This window comes from Paenibacillus sp. ICGEB2008 (genome assembly GCF_000307675.1).
GTDB lineage: Bacteria > Bacillota > Bacilli > Paenibacillales > Paenibacillaceae > Paenibacillus > Paenibacillus polymyxa.
This window is the reverse complement of record NZ_AMQU01000016.1, coordinates 198,474-217,607: the sequence shown is the minus strand read 5'-3', so window position 1 is coordinate 217,607 and position 19,134 is coordinate 198,474. Positions and strand designations below refer to the sequence as shown.

General features: G+C 47.3%; 21 protein-coding genes and 1 pseudogene. 1 reads left to right on the top strand and 21 read right to left on the bottom strand.

The window, feature by feature from the left end:
* Positions 1–31 precede the first annotated feature (31 nt).
* The 15 genes and pseudogenes from C400_RS0115935 to C400_RS0115865 all read right to left on the bottom strand — a co-directional run bounded on the left by C400_RS0115935 (position 32) and on the right by C400_RS0115865 (position 14,831).
* Complete coding sequence (locus tag C400_RS0115935) at positions 32–1,333, bottom strand: amidohydrolase (RefSeq protein ID WP_017427563.1); 1,302 nt, start codon at positions 1,331–1,333, stop codon at positions 32–34.
* On the bottom strand, positions 1,320–1,973 hold the full coding sequence (locus C400_RS0115930) for a redox-sensing transcriptional repressor Rex (protein WP_016822178.1): 654 nt from the start codon (positions 1,971–1,973) through the stop codon (positions 1,320–1,322). Before C400_RS0115930 ends, C400_RS0115935 begins: the two co-directional genes overlap by 14 nt.
* Positions 1,974–2,000: 27 nt before the next feature.
* Positions 2,001–4,884 (bottom strand): annotated as a pseudogene (gene dinG, locus C400_RS0115925) (ATP-dependent DNA helicase DinG).
* A 157-nt stretch (positions 4,885–5,041) separates the two neighbouring features.
* Entirely contained in the window at positions 5,042–5,674 is a 633-nt protein-coding gene (locus C400_RS0115920; RefSeq protein WP_016822180.1) for a tetratricopeptide repeat protein, read from the bottom strand.
* 82 nt (positions 5,675–5,756) lie between these two features.
* A complete protein-coding gene (gene panD, locus C400_RS0115915) occupies positions 5,757–6,140 on the bottom strand; it encodes an aspartate 1-decarboxylase (RefSeq protein WP_013371641.1) in 384 nt (127 codons plus the stop codon).
* On the bottom strand, positions 6,133–7,071 hold the full coding sequence (panC, locus tag C400_RS0115910) for a pantoate--beta-alanine ligase (RefSeq protein ID WP_017427562.1): 939 nt from the start codon (positions 7,069–7,071) through the stop codon (positions 6,133–6,135). Before panC ends, panD begins: the two co-directional genes overlap by 8 nt.
* A complete protein-coding gene (panB, locus tag C400_RS0115905) occupies positions 7,068–7,976 on the bottom strand; it encodes a 3-methyl-2-oxobutanoate hydroxymethyltransferase (RefSeq protein ID WP_017427561.1) in 909 nt (302 codons plus the stop codon). Before panB ends, panC begins: the two co-directional genes overlap by 4 nt.
* Before the next feature lie 345 nt (positions 7,977–8,321).
* Positions 8,322–9,296, bottom strand: a complete 975-nt coding sequence (locus tag C400_RS0115900; protein WP_016822183.1) for a biotin--[acetyl-CoA-carboxylase] ligase — start codon at positions 9,294–9,296, stop codon at positions 8,322–8,324.
* The gene (locus C400_RS0115895) at positions 9,289–10,611 is read right to left on the bottom strand and encodes a CCA tRNA nucleotidyltransferase (RefSeq protein WP_017427560.1); all 1,323 of its coding nucleotides are present in this window, start codon (positions 10,609–10,611) and stop codon (positions 9,289–9,291) included. The genes C400_RS0115900 and C400_RS0115895 overlap by 8 nt, the downstream gene beginning before the upstream one ends.
* A gap of 54 nt (positions 10,612–10,665) precedes the next feature.
* Positions 10,666–11,829, bottom strand: coding sequence for an N-acetyl-alpha-D-glucosaminyl L-malate synthase BshA (gene bshA, locus C400_RS0115890; protein ID WP_017427559.1), 1,164 nt, complete (start codon positions 11,827–11,829; stop codon positions 10,666–10,668).
* 85 nt (positions 11,830–11,914) lie between these two features.
* Positions 11,915–12,607 (bottom strand): bacillithiol biosynthesis deacetylase BshB1, encoded by a 693-nt coding sequence (gene bshB1, locus C400_RS0115885; protein ID WP_017427558.1) that lies wholly within the window; start codon positions 12,605–12,607, stop codon positions 11,915–11,917.
* Entirely contained in the window at positions 12,604–13,041 is a 438-nt protein-coding gene (mgsA, locus tag C400_RS0115880) for a methylglyoxal synthase (RefSeq protein WP_013371648.1), read from the bottom strand. Before mgsA ends, bshB1 begins: the two co-directional genes overlap by 4 nt.
* 56 nt (positions 13,042–13,097) lie before the next feature.
* Entirely contained in the window at positions 13,098–13,901 is an 804-nt protein-coding gene (dapB, locus tag C400_RS0115875; RefSeq protein WP_016822187.1) for a 4-hydroxy-tetrahydrodipicolinate reductase, read from the bottom strand.
* A 31-nt stretch (positions 13,902–13,932) separates the two neighbouring features.
* The gene (locus C400_RS0115870; RefSeq protein ID WP_016822188.1) at positions 13,933–14,451 is read right to left on the bottom strand and encodes a tetratricopeptide repeat protein; all 519 of its coding nucleotides are present in this window, start codon (positions 14,449–14,451) and stop codon (positions 13,933–13,935) included.
* A 50-nt stretch (positions 14,452–14,501) separates the two neighbouring features.
* Positions 14,502–14,831, bottom strand: coding sequence for a nucleotide pyrophosphohydrolase (locus C400_RS0115865; RefSeq protein WP_007430805.1), 330 nt, complete (start codon positions 14,829–14,831; stop codon positions 14,502–14,504).
* 212 nt (positions 14,832–15,043) lie between these two features.
* Here C400_RS0115865 and C400_RS0115860 point away from each other — a divergent pair, with 212 nt between their 5' ends.
* Positions 15,044–15,913: a YitT family protein gene (locus C400_RS0115860; RefSeq protein ID WP_016822189.1), complete on the top strand. Its 870-nt coding sequence runs from the start codon at positions 15,044–15,046 to the stop codon at positions 15,911–15,913.
* 76 nt (positions 15,914–15,989) lie between these two features.
* Here the strand turns inward: C400_RS0115860 and C400_RS0115855 are convergent, their stop codons facing one another.
* From C400_RS0115855 to C400_RS0115830, 6 genes are all read right to left on the bottom strand, one after another.
* Positions 15,990–16,835 carry a sporulation protein YpjB gene (locus tag C400_RS0115855; RefSeq protein ID WP_017427557.1) on the bottom strand — a complete coding sequence of 282 codons (846 nt, stop codon included), beginning with the start codon at positions 16,833–16,835 and terminating at the stop codon, positions 15,990–15,992.
* Between the two features lie 69 nt (positions 16,836–16,904).
* Complete coding sequence (locus tag C400_RS0115850; protein ID WP_232795379.1) at positions 16,905–17,411, bottom strand: hypothetical protein; 507 nt, start codon at positions 17,409–17,411, stop codon at positions 16,905–16,907.
* Positions 17,359–17,598 (bottom strand): hypothetical protein, encoded by a 240-nt coding sequence (locus C400_RS0115845; RefSeq protein ID WP_232795378.1) that lies wholly within the window; start codon positions 17,596–17,598, stop codon positions 17,359–17,361. Before C400_RS0115845 ends, C400_RS0115850 begins: the two co-directional genes overlap by 53 nt.
* Positions 17,595–18,245: a DUF1405 domain-containing protein gene (locus tag C400_RS0115840; protein WP_016822193.1), complete on the bottom strand. Its 651-nt coding sequence runs from the start codon at positions 18,243–18,245 to the stop codon at positions 17,595–17,597. Before C400_RS0115840 ends, C400_RS0115845 begins: the two co-directional genes overlap by 4 nt.
* A gap of 173 nt (positions 18,246–18,418) precedes the next feature.
* A complete protein-coding gene (locus C400_RS0115835; RefSeq protein ID WP_013371655.1) occupies positions 18,419–18,598 on the bottom strand; it encodes an IDEAL domain-containing protein in 180 nt (59 codons plus the stop codon).
* Between the two features lie 22 nt (positions 18,599–18,620).
* Positions 18,621–19,127, bottom strand: coding sequence for a gamma carbonic anhydrase family protein (locus C400_RS0115830; protein WP_016822194.1), 507 nt, complete (start codon positions 19,125–19,127; stop codon positions 18,621–18,623).
* Positions 19,128–19,134 lie beyond the last annotated feature (7 nt).

Below are 19,134 nucleotides of genomic sequence, written 5' to 3'. Positions count from 1 at the left end.
GCTTCCTCTCTAAGGGGATGTGACACCTAAATTAGCGCGACAGCAGCCCTTCAAAGGCGGCTTGTGCCTCATGTTTGATACGTTCCTCGTCCATCGTCAGGCATTCGCCATTTTTCACAATCTGACGGCCGTCTACCCACACATGAGCCACGTCTTTGGCACTTGCAGAGTATACGGCATGCGAAATAAGATCTGTACGCGGCAAGAAATGGGCCTGATCCAGATCTAGCGCGATAAAGTCAGCCTTATTGCCTGCCGCCAGCGCTCCTACCTCTTTTAAACCAATCGACTTTGCACCATACTCTGTTGCCAGACGTAGTGCTTCATTTGCAGGAACTGCCGTTGGGTCGCCAGATACTCCCTTGTGAATGAGTGCCGCCAGACGCATTTCCTCGAACATATCCAAGTTATTATTGCTGGCAGGACCATCTGTTCCAAGTGAAACAGTAACTCCTGCACGCAGCAATTCAGGCACTCTAGCTACACCACTTGCCAGCTTCAAGTTGCTGCCTGGATTATGCGATACCGCCACACCCCGTTCCGCCAATAAAGCTATTTCTTCGTCGTTCAAGTGAACGCCGTGGGCAACAAGTGAAGGACGGGAGAAAAAGCCAAGCTTATCTAAGTGTGCAACTGGACGCAAGCCGTAGTCGCGTACGTTTTGTTCAACTTCGGCGATCGTCTCGGACATGTGCGTATGCAATGGTAAATCGAGATCATGTGCTGCTTGAACAAATTTCTCAATAAACGCAGGCGGGCATGTGTATGGGGCATGAGGAGACATCATTGTTGTGATACGTCCGTCTGCTTTTCCATGCCAGTTACGCGCAAAAGTCACGGCCTCAGCTAGCTTAATCCGCTGTTCTTCTTCTGAACAGAGTCCAATGGCTCCACGCATCAAGCTTGCACGAATGCCCGACTCTTCAGCTACACGAGCCACCTCATCCATATGATCGTACATATCCAGGAAAGTCGTGGTTCCACCTTTCAGCATTTCCAGCACTGACAAAGAAGTTCCCCAGTACACATCCGTAGATGTAAACTTGGCTTCCATAGGCCACATTTTTTCCTGAAGCCACACTTGAAGTGCCAAATCATCTCCATACCCTCGCAGCAGAGACATCGCCGCATGACCATGAGTATTGATCAGACCAGGTAAAAACAATAACCCCTTGCCGTCGATTGCTTCTGTCTCTTCCTCACCCGCAGGCAAAGTCTCGCCAATGTAAGTAATACGGCTATCCTCCACAATCATAAAACCATGGATTACCCCAGCCTCGGGTCCATTCACGGCAAACGAGCCGTTTTTAATCATCCATTTATTCACTGTCATATTGTGCTTCTTCCTTTCCGTCCTCCAGATAATAAGCGAGGCTAAGCAAATCAGTTGTAAAGTCTGTGGCATGTATCCGAATGTTAGCCGGTGCCTTAAGAATGATAGGTGCAAAGTTCAAAATCGCTCCAATTCCACTCTCAATCAGCCTATCAGCTACGTGCTGTGCCTCAAAATCAGGTACAGTAATAATCCCGATTCGTATATTTTTTTCTTTCACAGTCGCTTCCAGTTCATCCATCGGCTGTACGACCAAAGTATTGATTCTGGTCCCAACCTTATCCGGGAACGCATCAAAAACCGCCACAATCTTCATATTGTCTTTTAAATAAGCATTATAGTTCGATAGGGCTTGACCCAGATTACCCGCTCCGACCAATACTACATTAATTTGCTGGTCGATTTTCAGGATATGGCGTATTTTCTCAATTAGATAAGAAACATCGTAACCGATGCCCTTCCGACCAAAATCGCCAAAATAGGCAAGATCTTTACGAATTTGGGCCGGATTCAAATCTAACCTCTGTCCCAGCTCTTGAGAAGAGACCGTAGCCACCTCCCGTTTGTGCAGTGCATTCAGATAACGTAAATATACGGGTAATCTCCGTACGACAGCCTCTGAAATTTTATCTGATTTCATACTTGCTCCCCCTAATTGTAACGGACTTTAGGTGTCCGTCCGTTGTGCCTCTGTCTCCGGGGCGGATTGGAGCCATTCGGCGATGCGGGGCACCATTTGCTCCGATGGCATATGCTCCATTTTTGGTCCCGGTAACGAGTACAAAAAGTGCTTTCCGTAATAGGATTCGATCACACGCGTATCGTAAACGATAACGACTCCGTGGTCGCTCGCTGTACGTACCAATCGCCCAAATCCCTGTTTGAAGCGAATAACTGCTTGTGGTACAGACAGCTTCATAAATGGATTCTTCTTCTGCTGCTGGAGCAGCTCGCTTTTTGCCTCCAGTAACGGGTGATTGGGCGGTTGAAACGGCAAGCGAACGATGGCCAGACAAGTCAAAGCCTTCCCTGGAATATCGACGCCTTCCCAGAAGCTGCTGGTTCCCAGCAATACAGAAGCCTTGGCTTCCTGAAAACGACGGGTTAGCTTGCTCCGACTCCCACTGTCTACACCTTGTCCTAACACGGTAATATCGCTGGATGCTAACGCCTCTTTGAGTGGCTCATACACTTGCCGGAGCATCCGATAGGAAGTAAACAGAACGAGCATTCTCCCCCGCGTCGCTTGGGCAGTCGCTCCTAGAGAGCTAACAAGCATCTCTACAAAATGTGCATCCCCTACACTGCCCTTCACACTCGGAAAGTCTCGCGGAATGACTAGCAACACCTGATCCCTGTAATTAAAAGGTGATGGGAGCTGTGACGTCATTAATCGTCCTTGATCCGCGGCCTCCTGCAAGCCGAGTTGATCGGTCATGTACTGAAACGACTTATCTACCGATAAAGTAGCAGATGTCAGGATAATACTTCTTTTTTTTGTCAAAAAACATTTCTTTCAACTGGCGGCTCACATCGACGGGCACTGCATAAAATTGCAATGATTTACTACGGAATTGCCCACTCGCTTCGAGCCAATATACGGTTGTTTCATCATCGAGTCGTATAAAGAAGCGTAAATTTTCCCTAATCCCCGCCAAATCCTTAAGCAGACCCGTGATATCTGTAATGAGACTATCCGCCGCATAATCGTCGTGTTCTTCCTTGACATCCAGCATCAGCTTGTCGCCCTTGCGCAAAATTTCACTCAACGTTACATAAAGCTGATTTTCCAACGCCGCCGCTTGATCCCACTTTGCAGGCTTGGCCGACGGTTTGAGACGCGAAGAAAATTGTCCTGTTTCACCCGGTGTGGCATCAGACCGCTCTGGCAACATGCCAAACAGCTTATCGCTTAGCAGATCCCAAGTTTCCTTAACCTCTAACACGAGTGGGTACAGCTGATCAATGGTCGAGGCCCATTCCGTCGACTTCTCATGCCCAGACTTTGCCAACTGCTGACGTAGCGAAGGCAATTGTCCGTTCTTACTGTCCTTGAACAATCGAGTCAGCGTATGCACGAGTGTGAAATATTTCATATGCATGCCCAGGTGCTTACCGGCTACTTCCTCTAGATGATGTGCTTCATCAATTACCAGATGTTCATAGCTGGGCAATAGCTGGTGACTTGCTTTGACGTCGGTGAACAGCTTGGAGTGATTCGTTATAACCACATCCGCTGTTCCTGCTTCATGACGTGCACGATGATAGTAGCATTTGCGGAACCATGGGCAAGAACGACCAAGACAGGACTCGGAATCACTAGCTACTGTTTCCCAAAAATCCCCTCCACGGTTGCTCAGGTTCAGTTCCTCATCATCACCGGTTTCTGTCAGAGTCAGCCAGACAATCATTTGAGCCGCTGTAATCAAGTCTTCCTTTGGTGTCGCGAAGTCTCTTCTGTTTATTTTATGTTCAAACTTACGCAGACACAAATAATGCCCCCGACCCTTAAAAATGGCAGCCCGGAACGGGAACGGAATCACTTTTGTCAGCATCGGAATATCACGCTCTCGCAATTGCTCCTGCAGATTAATGGTATGCGTGCTTACTGTGACCCTCTGCCCATATTTTACACTGTGATACAGTGACGGAAGCAAATAGCCTAGGGACTTCCCTGTTCCTGTACCCGCCTCGATCAACAAATGCTTATCTTGACTCAGGGCTTGATTTACACCCTCAATCATTTGTGTTTGCGCCTCGCGCTCCTCATATTGGCTCAAGGATGAACGCAAATTGTCCCGCACATCATCCATATACTCCTCAAAGGAAACGCCTGAGAGTGGATTAGGATCATCTTCTCTACGTGGAGTAGCCAATTCGGTCCAATCTTCCACTTTAAGCGCAAGCTGACGAAAAAACTGATGTTTCTCCAAATCCTGAATAGGGTCTAGCTCTTTCTCTTCTCGTATGCCGTCAAGAAACCAACCCAGGTCACTGTCTTCCTCTGCGAACAAATCGCTGAGCCGCTGTATCGTTATCAGAGGTAATGCCTGAAGCTCACCCAGACACTTTAAAAACACCTCAGCCGTAGCCAACGCGTCGCTGTCTGCTTGATGAGGGCGGTCATGCGCCAGCCCAAACTCTGAGGAAACAAAACCTAGCTGATAAGAAGATAATGATGGAAACATAATTTTCAGAAAATCCATCGTATCCAAAATTCTACCGCTAAAGGGTAAATATCCACACCGGTCCAAAGCGCTTTGCAAAAAATTAAAATCAAACGCCACGTTATGACCGACGAGTACGACATCGTCCAGCATAGGCACGAGCTCCATCATCATTTCTTCGAGTGCAGGTGCATCCTTGACGTCATCGTCTGTAATTCCGGTCAATCCGGTGATAAAAGGTGGAATAGATCTGCCAGGGTTTACATAAGAGCCGTAAACACGGGAAATGCTGTTATCATGATCTATAATTGCAAGTCCGACTTGAATGATGTCATCCGCGGACTGGGTGCCTGTCGTTTCAAAATCCAATACCGCAAATTTCATTCGAGCTTAATCCTTTCTTATGACACATACAATAATAATAACTCTGTATAATAGCATAGCAGAAGATTGCCTGTTTGGAAATTAAGACAGCCAAAAAAGACGATGCACACGCCGCCTAAGGAGGTGGGCATGCATCGTCTTACTCGGTGTCTGACAACTACATCCAGGTCAACATGGAGCTGTCGTAGCGAAGCTTTTCGACACCGGACAAACAGGCTTGCATATTGTGCAGTGGCTCGGGCAACGTTGGATCGAACTGATGCGCGAGAGCAAAATATTTTTGCGCCTCTTTTACGTCAGCCTGCTTTGCCATCAAACAACCCAGCGCATTATAGATGACCGCTTTTAGCCCTGGCTGTTCAGTCAGGTGCAGCACCTTTTGAAACTGGCTTATAGCCTCTGCTGGATCATCCAGTTGAAAATGAGCCATTCCCATATACATGTGACTCTGCCAGCTGTTCGGAAAATGCTGTAGCACCTGCTCAAATTGCTGGATTGCCTCCGGGTACATAAGTAAGCGATAATACCCCTGCCCCCTGTTAAATGCCGGTAGCTCCTTTTCAGGCAGCTCAGCGTCAGACATGTCGGCCTCTGCAGAAAATCCTGCTGCACGCAGGTAAACCATTTTTTCCTCAAAGGCCAGCCACTCATCCATAATTCCGTCACTCATTCTCCGCAGCAGACTCCAGTGCTGTAGCAGCTCCTGTCTGCGGGGGCCCTGGGCTGATGGGTAATGCTTCACGATATCATCTAACATGCTGTTCATTTCTGCGAATACATGCTGGAACATGTGCATCCCGCCCTTACGAAAGATGGATTAATACACTCACATTTTTCGCTTAAAAGACGGGTTTCATCCGCATTCCCATTCATTACATGATCGTTGCATGTACTTCCTTGTTCATCGTTTGGGCTGGTTTATTATGTTCATCCACAAATACCACAGTTGGTTTGTATGTTTTGGCCTCTTCATTTGACATGGAAGCATAGGAAATAATAATGACTGTATCACCGGGCTGGACCAGACGGGCTGCCGCACCGTTGAGACAAATCACGCCGCTCCCACGCGGTCCGGGGATCACATAGGTTTCCAGTCGAGCTCCATTATTATTGTTTACAATTTGAACCTTTTCATTCTCCAGTAGATCCGATGTCTCCATTAAATCCTCATCTATGGTGATACTTCCCACGTAGTTCAGGTTAGCTTCGGTAACCGTCGCGCGGTGAATTTTTGATTTCATCATAGTTCTAAACATGGGAAAGTACCTCCACTTTCTGTATTCTTATATTATCAATCAGTCGGGTATTCCCAAATTTTACGGCTAGCGCAACAATGACATCTTCTTGCACATCACATAGGCGCTGCTCAGGGCGAAGGGGCTCCAGGCCAGGAAATGTTAATATTTCAATATAGTCAATATCTGCCAAAGGAGATGAGGCGATGGTCGACTCCACCATTTGACGCAACTGCTCAATCGTAATGGTGTTCTGTACAATATCTTCGCTCACTTCTTGCACCTTGCGCAGTGACTGGGACAGCACTAACGCCTGCTCTCGCTGTTCCGCACTTAAATAGACATTACGGGAGCTAAGGGCCAAACCATCGGCCTCTCTAACGATAGGACAAGGTATGAGGGTCACATTCATATTAAGATCAGTCACCATTTGTTGAAGCACAGCAACCTGTTGCGCATCCTTCATGCCAAAGAAGGCCAAATCAGGACCTACCATGTTAAACAGCTTGGCTACCACTGTAGTCACACCATCAAAATGGCCAGGACGGGAAGCGCCGCACAAGCGGTCTGTCAAAGCGGATACGCGAATTTTGGTTTGAGTTGGCTGTGGATACATTTCTGCTACAGTCGGCAAAAAGACAATATCCACGCCTTCGCGCCGTGCTACTTCCAGATCACGAACTTCATCACGAGGATAGCTGTCCAAATCCTCGGTAGGTCCAAATTGTATCGGATTAACGAAAATACTAAGCACGACTGTGTCTGCCATTTCACGCGCCTTTTGCATCAAGCTCGCGTGCCCTTCGTGCAGGTATCCCATTGTTGGTACAAAGCCGACTTTATGTTGTTGTACAGAGGCAGAATCGTGTAGCATTTTTGCTCCATTGGCCCCAAGCTGCCGACGCTCGGCAATAACCTTACGCAGTTGAGCCACTTCTCTTACGATGATCATGACTGTGATTCCACCTTTTCCTTAGCTTGTTCCTGCGCTTGTCCTTTTGCCTGACCGTACAAGGACTCCAGGGACTCCACAACGCGATCATCCGCGCTGAACACATGCTCTGCGGCCGGGAATGCCCGCTCTTTCACATCGCTCACATACTGCTCAATGCTGCTGCGGATCAAGCCGCCTACATCGACATAGGTTTTAACAAAACGTTTACTGAAATATGGCGATGCATATTGAATTAGATCGTGATAAACAAGTACCTGACCGTCACATCCACGTCCTGCACCGATTCCAATGGTTGGAATGGAAAGTTCTTTAGAGATCGCCGTTGCCACTTCCTCAGTCACCAATTCCAGTACAATACCAAAGGCACCCGCCTGCTCTAACGCCTTGGCATCAGCCATTAAGCGGCGTGCGTCTGCTTCGTCCTTACCTTGAATGCGATAACCTCCAATCTGATTAACCGATTGCGGAGTAAGTCCGATATGTCCTAGCACAGGTACACCTGCCTGAACAGTCGCTTTTACGACATCGGCAATTTCAGCTCCGCCCTCCAATTTAACAGCATGCGCATGTCCTTCCTGCATCAGACGACGGATGCCTTGAAGACTTTCAGATATGCTGCCGTGATATGTCATAAAAGGCATGTCCGCTACGATGAACGTATGCTCGGCGCCTCTTGCCACTGTCCGGGAATGGTACACCATATCATCCAGGGTCACTGGGATAGTCGAATCGTAACCAAGAACTACGTTACCCAGCGAATCACCCACGAGAATGATATCAATTCCCGCCTCCTCGGCTATTTTTGCCGATGGATAATCATAGGCGGTCAGCATACTGAGCGGAATGCCCTCTTGCTTCATTTTTTTCATTTTTACAATATTCAGTGCTTGTTTTCCTGCCATTGTGAATGGCTCCCTTCCATCTTTTTTTGGCACAAAAAATAACCTTTTATGAACGCCTGTACATCTGCGTCATCAAAAGGTCCGAACAGCCAAAAAAGACACTCATTTTGAGATCGTCCCTTCTGTCTCGGTCCTGTTCGGCTCAGAGCAGAATCCAACGTAACCTTCAAATGAAGTTATGATGGTCTTACAAACTTACTAAAGTAGAGCATGTGCCCTTGGAGTGCAGCTCGGACCGTCCGATGCCGCCTCCTGCACAGTATAACAAAAAATATCAGCTTTTTCACGTGAAGTTTTACACAGGAAACAGAAAGATTGTGGTCGTATGCTCAGCTAGGGTCGCTTCTACAAATGTATATCCCCTGATATGACCTGGATTCGCTCACCGTGGTCCGTTTCAATTACAAGTGCTCCTGAAGGGTCCAAGCCAACCGCTGTACCTTCTACCGCCATCCCTTGTCCCGTATGTGCCCGTACGCTGCGGTTCATCGTCACGGATAACGCCTCCCACAGCATGGCTATAGGCTGGAACCCCTGATCGGCATATAGCTTGCTTAGCTGCTCCATTTCTTCCAAAACAGCAGCAATCAGCGCAGTACGGTCAATTTCAAGCCCTGCCTCTATTTTCAAAGATGTCCCTACATGGGATAACTCTTCCGGGTAATCTTCTACATTCAAATTAACGTCAATGCCAATCCCTGCAATGCAGTACCGAACCCGTTGATCCTCTGTTGCAGATTCCAGCAGAATACCGGATACCTTGCGACCATGAATCAGCAGATCGTTGGGCCATTTGATGCCTGCCTCTACACCCGTCAGTCGGCGAATAGCCCTACACACCGCCACGCCTGTTAACAGCGTTAGCTGGGGGGTAAAGGCCAAGGGCTGGGTGGGGCGCAATACAATGCTCATCCAGATACCTTTGCCGCGAGGGGAATACCATTTCCGCCCCAGACGTCCCCGACCTGCCGTTTGTTCCTCCGCAAGCACTAACGTTCCCTCCAGCGCACCCTCTTCTGCCAAACGCATTGCATCCTGCTGAGTGGATACTGTTGAGTCCAGAATAACGATACGCTGACCAAACGATTGAGTGGTTAACATACCTGCCAATTTGGAGACTTCCAGCCGGTCTGGCTGAGAGATCAGCCGATAGCCCCGCCGTGAGGAGGCATCGATATTATAACCCAGCTCACGCAGTTTGTTGATCTGCTTCCATACCGCTGTACGACTAACCGACAGTCGTCGGCTAATCTCCTCCCCGGATACGTAATCGGATGAACCTTCCTCCAGTATGCCTAACAATCTTTCATGATTATTCACTACTCATCACCCGTTTCACTTCCTGAAGCAATGTTTCTGTTTCATTCGGGATATCTCCGCAAGCGACCGCTTGTAAAAGCCGTTCCATCATCTGTCCCAGCCAAGGTCCACCTGGTCGATTCATTGCCTGAACCAGTTCATTTCCAGTAATATTTAAATCCTTGATACGAACGACGACAGCCTGCTGTGTCCACGAGTTTGCCAGTTCGGCAATTTTCTTCACATGCTTTTCTACCCATGGCGGTAATCCGCGAAACGAAGAAGGCAGTGTCTTGTAAAGCTCCAGCCAGTCTGAAGCTGTGTCCTTTCCCAGCTTAATTAACAATCGAATCCAGCTACGACGTAATTCCTCATCGTTGATACGGTCAGGATCCCTCGAAACTGAGTTGCCAGCTATGGCAACAGCATGACCGATGAGCTCGTTTTCCCATTCCAATAAATGAACTAAACGCAGACGTACAGCATTGGAGAAGGTCCAAGCTCTTAATAGCTCGTCCGCTGCCTCTGAGCTAAGTCTACAAGACATAAGGAGCAAACCCCACCGCAGCTCTGCTGGCAGCTGCACGATCTCCTGGAGCGCCTGTGCGTCACATTGTTCCCAGGGAACCGGAACCTTCGTACAGCCCAGCAATCCACTACGGCCCAGCATCTCCAGCCCACGTAATGGATCAGGTCCCGCTAGCATCTTTTCTAACTCGATTCGCACCCGTTCCATGGCTATGTATCTAAGTCCCTCTCTGCGACGAATCATACCTTTCCAAGTATTGTAGGCCACTCGGAACCGAAATACAGAGGCAAAACGGATGCAGCGCAGCATTCGCAGCCCGTCCTCCTCAAAACGTTCCTCAGCTCGTCCCACACAACGAACGAGAGAGGCTCGCAAATCTGCTTCCCCTCCAAACGGGTCCACTCGCTCCCCATGTTCAGCCATCGCTATCGCGTTCATCGTGAAGTCCCGCCGCATCAGATCCTCACGGATGTCCTTCACAAAGGATACTTCCGTCGGACGGCGGTGATCGGTATAACCGCTTTCCGTACGAAAAGTGGTCACCTCGAACGCATGACCGTCCTGCATGACCGTTACCGTCCCATGCTGGATTCCTGTCGGAATAACATGAGGGAATAGCGCTAAGACCTCTTCAGGTTCAGCCGAGGTGGTCAGATCCATATCATGAATAGCACGTCCTAATAGCTCATCCCGCACACACCCACCGACCCAATAAGCTTCGTGGCCTGCTGTGGTTAGTGTATGTATGACCTCTCTGCCGTGAAGAGCCATCTCTGGGTCAGCATGTTGCCAAGTATTTGTATTCACAGGGTTTCCCCCTTTGCAAGTATTCAATAAAAAAACGGACGCGAGTCCGCCCCCTTAAACGCTGATCGGTTTAAGATCCGGCACCTCGCGTCCCAACACACGGTAATAAATCTCTTCATATTGACGAGTAATCAGCTTATCACAGAATACGGTACGTGCGCGTGTCAGGCACGCTTCACGGAAACGTTCCGCCATTGCTTCATCGGACAACAGTTCTACTGCATATTCTGCCATCGCCTCTGTATTACCGATTTCAGCCAGATACCCCGTACTTCCATGTACGACGAGTTCAGGTACTCCTCCTGCCTGAGAACCGATTGTTGGCACTCCACAAGCCATGGCTTCCAGCGCAACTAGACCAAAACTTTCTTTCTCCGACGGAAGCAATAGCACATCCGCCATAGAAATCACTTCTGCGATTTGATCCTGCTTACCTAAAAAGAAGACTTTGTCCTGCAAGCCTAAACTTTCGATTTTACAACGAATTTTCGGAAGATCCGGTCCTTCTCCCACCAACAGTAGCTTCGTAGGTACCTTTTGTTGCACTCTGTCGAATATATCCAGCACATCTCCCACCCTTTTGACAGGACGGAAATTGGAAATATGCATCATAATTTTTTCGTGCGGTTGGGCAAAATCTCTCCTAAGCGCAGCAGCATCTCGTGGATAATATACTCGTTTATCTACAAAGTTGTAAGTCAAATCAATAGGTCGTGTGATTTCCAACGCATCAATCGTCTCACGAATCAAATCCTTAGAGACCGCTGTCACAGCATCGCTTTTGTTAATAGCCAGTCGAATCAGATCCTTTAATGATTCATCCTGTGCCAACACTGTAATGTCTGTACCGTGCAGGGTGGTCACCACTTTCAAATGATCGCCCACCATTTCCTTCGCTAAATAAGCGCATACTGCATGCGGGACAGCATAATGGACATGGAGTACATCCAAATTCTTCATTTGAGCCACCTGGGCCATTTTTGTCGCTAGCGACAAATCATATGGCGGATATCTAAACACGTAATAATCGTTAACTTCAACTTCATGATAAAAAATATTCTTCTGGAACGCCCCGCCTAATCTGAACGGAATGCTATTGGCAATAAAATGAACCTCATGCCCTTTTTCTGCCAGCAACTTGCCCAGTTCCGTAGCCACAACGCCAGAGCCACCCAGCGACGGATAACAGGTAATCCCAATTTTCAGTTTGTCATTCAAGCTAAGCTGCCTCCTTCCGTCCATCCATAATCACTCGTATGCCCATGTATTTCAGCATTCGACAACATGCGTAAGTATATAGTCCTTATTTGAATAGCTTAACCAGATATGGCGTTTTGGACGCAAATCCTTCTGCATATGAAATCAGTTTACGTTGACCCAACAACGAGTCCCGAGCTTTTACACGTTCCACATACCCCTGATTCAGTGGTGTGGATACCGTATCCTTCCCAGGCGCTGCCTGAAATTGCGAAGCATAACTCAACAACGACTGTTCCTTGGCTTCATAATGCTCGGTAATGTCCACGATCAAGTCCGTTCTGCCGATATCATTAATAAAATAAAAATATAATTGCTCTACCTGTACCGCAGGACTTTCTGGCATAAAGCGTCTCAACTTGGCGTTAAACACAGCTTCCTCTACTAGCTTGCTGCACATGACATGATCCGGATGCCGATCCTCCCAATAAGGAGCAAATACAATTTTTGGTGCATGGCGTCTGATTTCTGCTGTAACTGCAGCTACATGTTCAGGAGTTACATATAACCCACGATCAGGCAGACCCAAATTCGTCCGCACAGCCAGCCCGAGCACTTTTGAAGCGTGTTCAGCTTCTGCCATACGAGTATCCACATCACCATTAGATGACATTTCAGCCCGTGTCAAATCGCACACCCCCACCTTTAACCCAGCGGCTGTATGCTTGGCAATCGTGCCTCCCATTCCTATTTCTGCATCGTCGGCATGGGCTCCGAAAATCAGGATGTCCAGCGTCATTTTACATCACCCTGCTGGTCAATGCCCGGTTTATATTTATGTACCAGCTCACGCCAAGCAAAATCGCCACGATCCAACGCTTTAACCAGTATTTCAGCAGTTGCAACGTTGGTTGCCAAAGGAATCCCCTGTACATCACACAGACGTAATAATGCGCTAATGTCCGGCTCATGCGGCTGTGCCATGAGTGGATCACGCAAAAATATAATCAAGTCCATGTCATTTTGCGCAACCATAGCCCCGATTTGCTGATCTCCACCAAGCGGCCCAGACATGAAGCGGTGAATTTGAAGCTTGGTTTGCTCCATAATGCGCTGACCTGTTGTACCTGTTGAATATAATTGGTGATCTGTAAAAACATGCTCATATGCCGTAATAAAATTAACCATTTCATCCTTTTTGCGATCATGCGCTATAAATGCAATCTTTAACATTCGAAATTCCTCCTGCCTCATTCTATAATTCCATTCATCAATTCATTCGTATATTCTTAATCAATGTAATGCTCAAAACCATATACAAGCCCCGGCTGCTCCATTACCTTCTGGATACCGATTTTAACACCAGGCATGTATCCAGCCCGTTCATATGAATCCTGACGAATTTTCAGAGATTGTCCAAATCCTCCAAATATGACTTCTTGCTGTGCGAACACACCGGGAAGACGGACACTGTGAATGCGGAAGCCTTGATAGTAACCGCCACGCGATCCTTCTAGCGTTTCTTCCTCTTCCGGGTTGCCTTGTCGTAGCTCCTGACGCTGCTCGGCGATCAGTTCAGCAGTCTTAATGGCTGTACCTGAGGGCGCGTCCAATTTTTGGTCGCCATGATATTCGATGATTTCTAGATGTGGGAAATATTTCGCTGCCTGAGCCGCAAACCGCATCATCAAAATGACGCCGATCGAAAAGTTGGGCGCAATTAGACCACCAATTTGTTGCTCACGACACTGCTTGTCCAGTTCATCAATTTGTTCAGGAGTAAACCCTGTCGTACCGATAACTGGACGAACTCCATGCTTAATAGCAAGCGCTGTATGTGCGTACGCAAAACGCGGCCCCGTAAAGTCAACCATGACATCGGCTCGGCTCTCCAGTAAAGCCTGCTCTACATCCTCCATAATAGCGATACCAGCTTCCGGTAGTCCAACGAGAAGGCCGGCATCACTGCCGGCGTGTGTTCTGTTCACTGCGGCTACAAGCTGTAGTTCCTCATCCTGAAGAACCAATTTGACCACCTCACGGCCCATACGTCCTGCTGCTCCAACGACAGCCACTTTTATTGGTTCTGACATATCCCTACAACTCCTTATGCATCCATTTGTGCTAGATTTGTTCATTCATCTGCTGGCATAATTTCTTCATGAGGTTGGCAAGCTGCACATTGTGAGGAAACAGCGCTGCAGCCTCACGAGCAGCCTGCACAGCCAGCTTATATTCATTTAATTCGTCATAAATCAATGCGAGCAGTAAAAATGCGTCACCACATAACGGATCAAGGGAAATTGCCCGTTCGAGCAGCAAAATCGCATCCTGGCGCATCTGTGGCGTAGCTCTGTCGACCTCCAGCATTTTTCTGGCCTTTTCTGTATACTGCCTGGCTTCCTGCGCATGCAGATGGAGAACATATTCATCCTGCTGTGGAGCGAGACGGACCGCATGCTCTGCATATGCCAGGGCCTGCTCCAATCGTCCACTGCGAGCATAGGTAACCGAGCAACGGAAATAATGCTCCGCATGATCAGGCTGGGCTGAAATCGCTTTTTCAAACCATTCCACCGCCTGCTCAAAATCGTTCTGCAAAATGCACTGATAAGCTTTCTGAACGTATTCCTCCGCCTTCATGACACTGCACCTCCGGGTAACCGGTTTGGTACAGCATATGTACAAAACGCCTAATCGGTGTCCTTTTTGGTCCAGCGATTCGCGTCACGCGTGTTAAATTTATGCATAACCTTATCATGTGCCTCAGTCAAATTGATACCCAGTGAGTTCGCAAAGCAAACAGTGATGAACAAAATATCCCCCAGTTCCAGCTCAATGGAATTGTCCGCCTCATCCGTTTTTTTCGGCTTCTCACCAAAGGAGTGATTGACCTCCCTTGCCAGTTCGCCGACTTCCTCGGACATCCGGGCCAACATGGCCAAAGGACTGAAATACCCTTCCTTAAATTGAGAGATGTACTGGTCTACCTCACGTTGAATTTCATCTAACGATTTTTCCATGAAACACGCAATCCCCCCATGTGCAGGTTTATTCATATGTTATCGTAAAGCACATTTTAAAACAAATTTTTTTAATTGTGAACTAACGAACCCAATTTGCAGTCATCTGTCTTTTAAAGCTGTCGCAAAAAGGTATACTAAACATAAGGGGCTGCGATTTAGCAAAAATTGCATGTAGTCGCCATCCTTAAACTGCTACTGTGAGGGATCATATGAAAATATCCAAGTCTATGGAACAGCTTAAATTGATTTTGCCCATTGTATTTGGCACCGCCATCTATGCATTCGGTCTGCTTTATTTTATTATACCCAGTAAACTGATGGAAGGCGGTATTACAGGGATCACCCTGCTGCTAAATTATGCTTTTTCGATTTCACCTTCTCTCTCCACTTTGTTACTGAACATTCCATTATTTTTGATTGGATGGAAAATGCTTGGGGGCAAGCAGATTATATACACGGGGGTTGGTATCGGGTCGCTCACATTCTTTTTGTGGTTGTTTGAAAAAATGATTCATCTCGGATGGATGGGGACCTTTCAGACTGAACACGATTTTATACTTTCTTCATTATATGCGGGGGTTACGCTTGGGGCCGGGTTAGGTATTGTGTTCCGCTTTGGCGGCACTACTGGAGGCTCGGATATTATCGCTCGTATTTTAAACCGGAAGTTTGGCTGGAGTATGGGAAGGATTCTGCTGGTCATTGATATTGTCATTATCGGTGCTTCACTACTTTACATACCCAAAGAAAAAATTCTATATACATTAGTGGCTGTGTTCATCGCGTCTAAGATTATTGATTTTATACAAGAAGGGGCGTACTCTGCCAGAGCCTTTATGATTATCAGCGACCACACGATGGATATCGCAGATATTATTACCAGGGACATGGATCGCGGAGTTACCATTATTCCGGCTGTAGGTGCATTTTCCAAACAGGCCAAGCATGTTGCCTATTGTGTCGTGTCCCGTCAGGAAATAAGACGACTGCATCAAATTGTTAAATCAGTTGATCCACGGGCGTTTATCATCATTCAGGATGTGCATGATGTACATGGCGAGGGGTTCAAAGAGGAATAGCCCGGTAATCCGGGCAATGGGCTGACATCTATGAATGGTTCCACAGCCAACGACGCGAATGTTCAAACTTTCATCATTACCCAGTGAAGCCAGCCCGATATTTACGATAACCTGCATAGGCCAGCGCCAACAGCACAATCATGCCGATAGTCAATTCAGCCCGGCGCTCACTCTCACGCGGGATAAATGGCGCCAGTGCGGTAGCATCTTTTTCACGTCCAAACAAGGCATTCAACGTCGGGTTGCCCTGGTCCAATGCTCCTCTAATCGCTGAGGCATCTGCATTTTGCTGATCCCCCAATCCTTTGACGTAGGAAATCCAGGAATCAGTCCGCACGACCTCAGTTGTTCTGCCATGGATCAATGCTGCTGTACGAATCGTTTCATAGTGGTCTTCCAGCACTTCGGTACCAGCTTTGAATCCCTTCATGTTCCCTTTTGCAAACTGGTTATTCAAACCGCTAACATCTTCTCTTAAAATCTTATAATACTGCTGCCATAAGGGCTGGCGTGGGTGCGCAATCGCATCTGTCGCAAGCCGTAAATTGGCCGCTGCCTTCACCCACTCATCCGGGGATGCTTGAACCGACTGTGTAGCTTGCTGCACCTCCAGGATGCTACCGGATAGAGCATGAATGGCCTCTACAGATAGCGTGGCCTGTACCTGTCCAGTGCTGAACCATCTGCTCACCTCGGCTACATCCGCGCGCGCTTTTTCAATATTCCCGTCCATTACGTCACGGTACAGTGTCGCAGCAGCATGATCCAGTTCTTCAATTTCCTTGCTATTACCTTCGAGTTTTGACTGATCGCGCGCTTCTGCCATACCTGGAGGGACGCAGACGGACAGCAGCAGGACCATGGATAACACAATACTCGAAACAAAGCGTAACGTAATATAAACCCCCCGACCCCTAATCATGGGACATCCCTCCTCACCTTACTGTATGGCAAGGTTAACGGGACTAGAACTGGCTTTAGGTGAAACCGGCTATCCTCTGGACAAAATAGGAAATATAAGTGGATTTTCATTACATCTGTTTGGGTGTTTAGTCACATAAAACAGTGTAGTATAAGGAATGTCGCCCGCTCCAAAAATATCGTAACAGTTCATCGTATCTCCTTCGAAATCTGCAACAACAATCGTATCGTATTGAGGTATGTGCCAAAACTTGTCTTTATAAAATAACGTACTATAAAATAAAACCAACCACTCATTGTTTTCCGCAGAAAAAAGTGAATACGGATTGAAGTCAGCACTCTTCATTTTCAACAACTGCAAATTCGGCATTTCTTCCATATTTAATTGATCAATCTTTATGTTTAGGTTGCTGGTAGGTGCCTTCCGACTACATTGATACTCAGGTGCCGAAGCGAAGCCGAATCTAGGATAAAAATCCTTCACAATATCATTTCCAAACAGATAGATACCGTCACAGATACCGTCACAATTGCCATGCCAATCTTTCAGCGCTTGCTCTACTAAAAACCGACTCAAACCTTGATTCCTGTAGTTTGCAATCCCCCAATTGAAACCAGGTTTCAAAATCAAAACCAAAACTCTGTTTTGCTAAAAAATTAAAGCTTGCTTTTATTTTGTGATCATCACGGATGCCTTTTTGGAATACATATTCCTTCTGATTTATAACGATATGCATCTCTATTTCTCCATTCAAAAGACTCAAGCTAGTTCACGATAAGACGATACCTTTCGATTGCGTGCTAGCATGGCAAGCCATGCCGCTACAATACTAACAAGGGTCAGCATGTAGGTAAAAGTACGCACTTGCGTCACATCATCCGTTAGCGTCCTGGGAAGATAAGGGTATATGCCATAGGTATAATCCATCGTATCATTTAACAATGTCCAAAGTGCGGCTAAGCATAAAGCAATCCATTTGCAGCTAAAAAATCGTACAAACAGTAACGCTTCGACCGCCATTGCCGTGTGAGATGCTATCAGCATCCAATCCTGCCATACCATAGTTCCCCCCTGCGCAACTCCCCACAAAATAATAGCCGAAGCCCAAATGCCGTACTTTACACTCGTAACGACAGCCAACGCTTCCATGATCTGGCGAATGACCTTCAAGCTTTTGAAATGCGGAGGATAGAGCAAAAATGCTATAGAAATTGTAAAAAATAGGCTGGCCGTCGGACTATCAGGCACAAATACAATCTGCCACGCCGGGTGATAATTCAGTGTATATTCCAGCTGTCCGCCATACCATATGTACCCATACACCGTTCCAACTAAATTACACCAGAACAGCAGCCACAAAAAGGGCCGGCTCGTCAAGAACGACCGGCTCCACAAATAAGATAACGACACGTCCTTCATCCTCCGTTCATACGACAGTTGCCTTGTACAGGCACTATCCTACAATGACTATATCATATCCAAGCGTATCAAAAAAACCTGACCGCCGTTACAGTCAGGTTTGATGATATAATCTCGAACTGGCGCTTGGTCAAAATGACCACCTTAAGCTTACCAAAAGCGTTCTAACTCATTGCTTTCAGCTCATCCGTAAGATGACGAAAAGCTACTTCATCTCCGGAGGCTAACGCCTCATCAATATCCTTGTAGAGTTTTTCACTCCGGTGTTTACGTAATGCCTCGTCCAAAACCATCTCAGCAGACAGGCCCAACATTACCTCATAAGTAACCTTCATTTTATCCATAGGATGCACCTCCAACATGAGTTTAAGAGATCCTATATTCTTTTCCTTTCGCCACATAGCTGAGTGTCGTTCGTGACATCCGCTGCAAATCTGCATCTGTCAATTCGCGCACCACTTTGGCAGGTGTACCGATAGAAAGAGTATAGGGTGGTATTTTGGTATTTTCCGTAACGACCGACCCTGCTCCTATTAAAGCATATTCACCAAGCTCCGCTCCGTTGAGTACAATGGCCCCCATACCAATTAAAGTGCCTTTGCCTATCGTACAACCGTGGATAATGGCAGCATGTCCTACCGAAATATCATCCGCCAGCAACAAGGGTTGATTCGTGTTCACATGTCCCACGACACCGTCCTGAATATTGCAGCGTTCACCGATAATGATAGGCGCCATATCCCCGCGCAGTACGGCATTAAACCATACGGAGGAATCTTGGCCGATCGTTACTTTTCCGACAATTTTTGCTCCTTCTGCCACATAGACAGATGAATGGAGTTGTGGCAAGTTTCCGTTGTAGTGAATTAGCATCAACTTC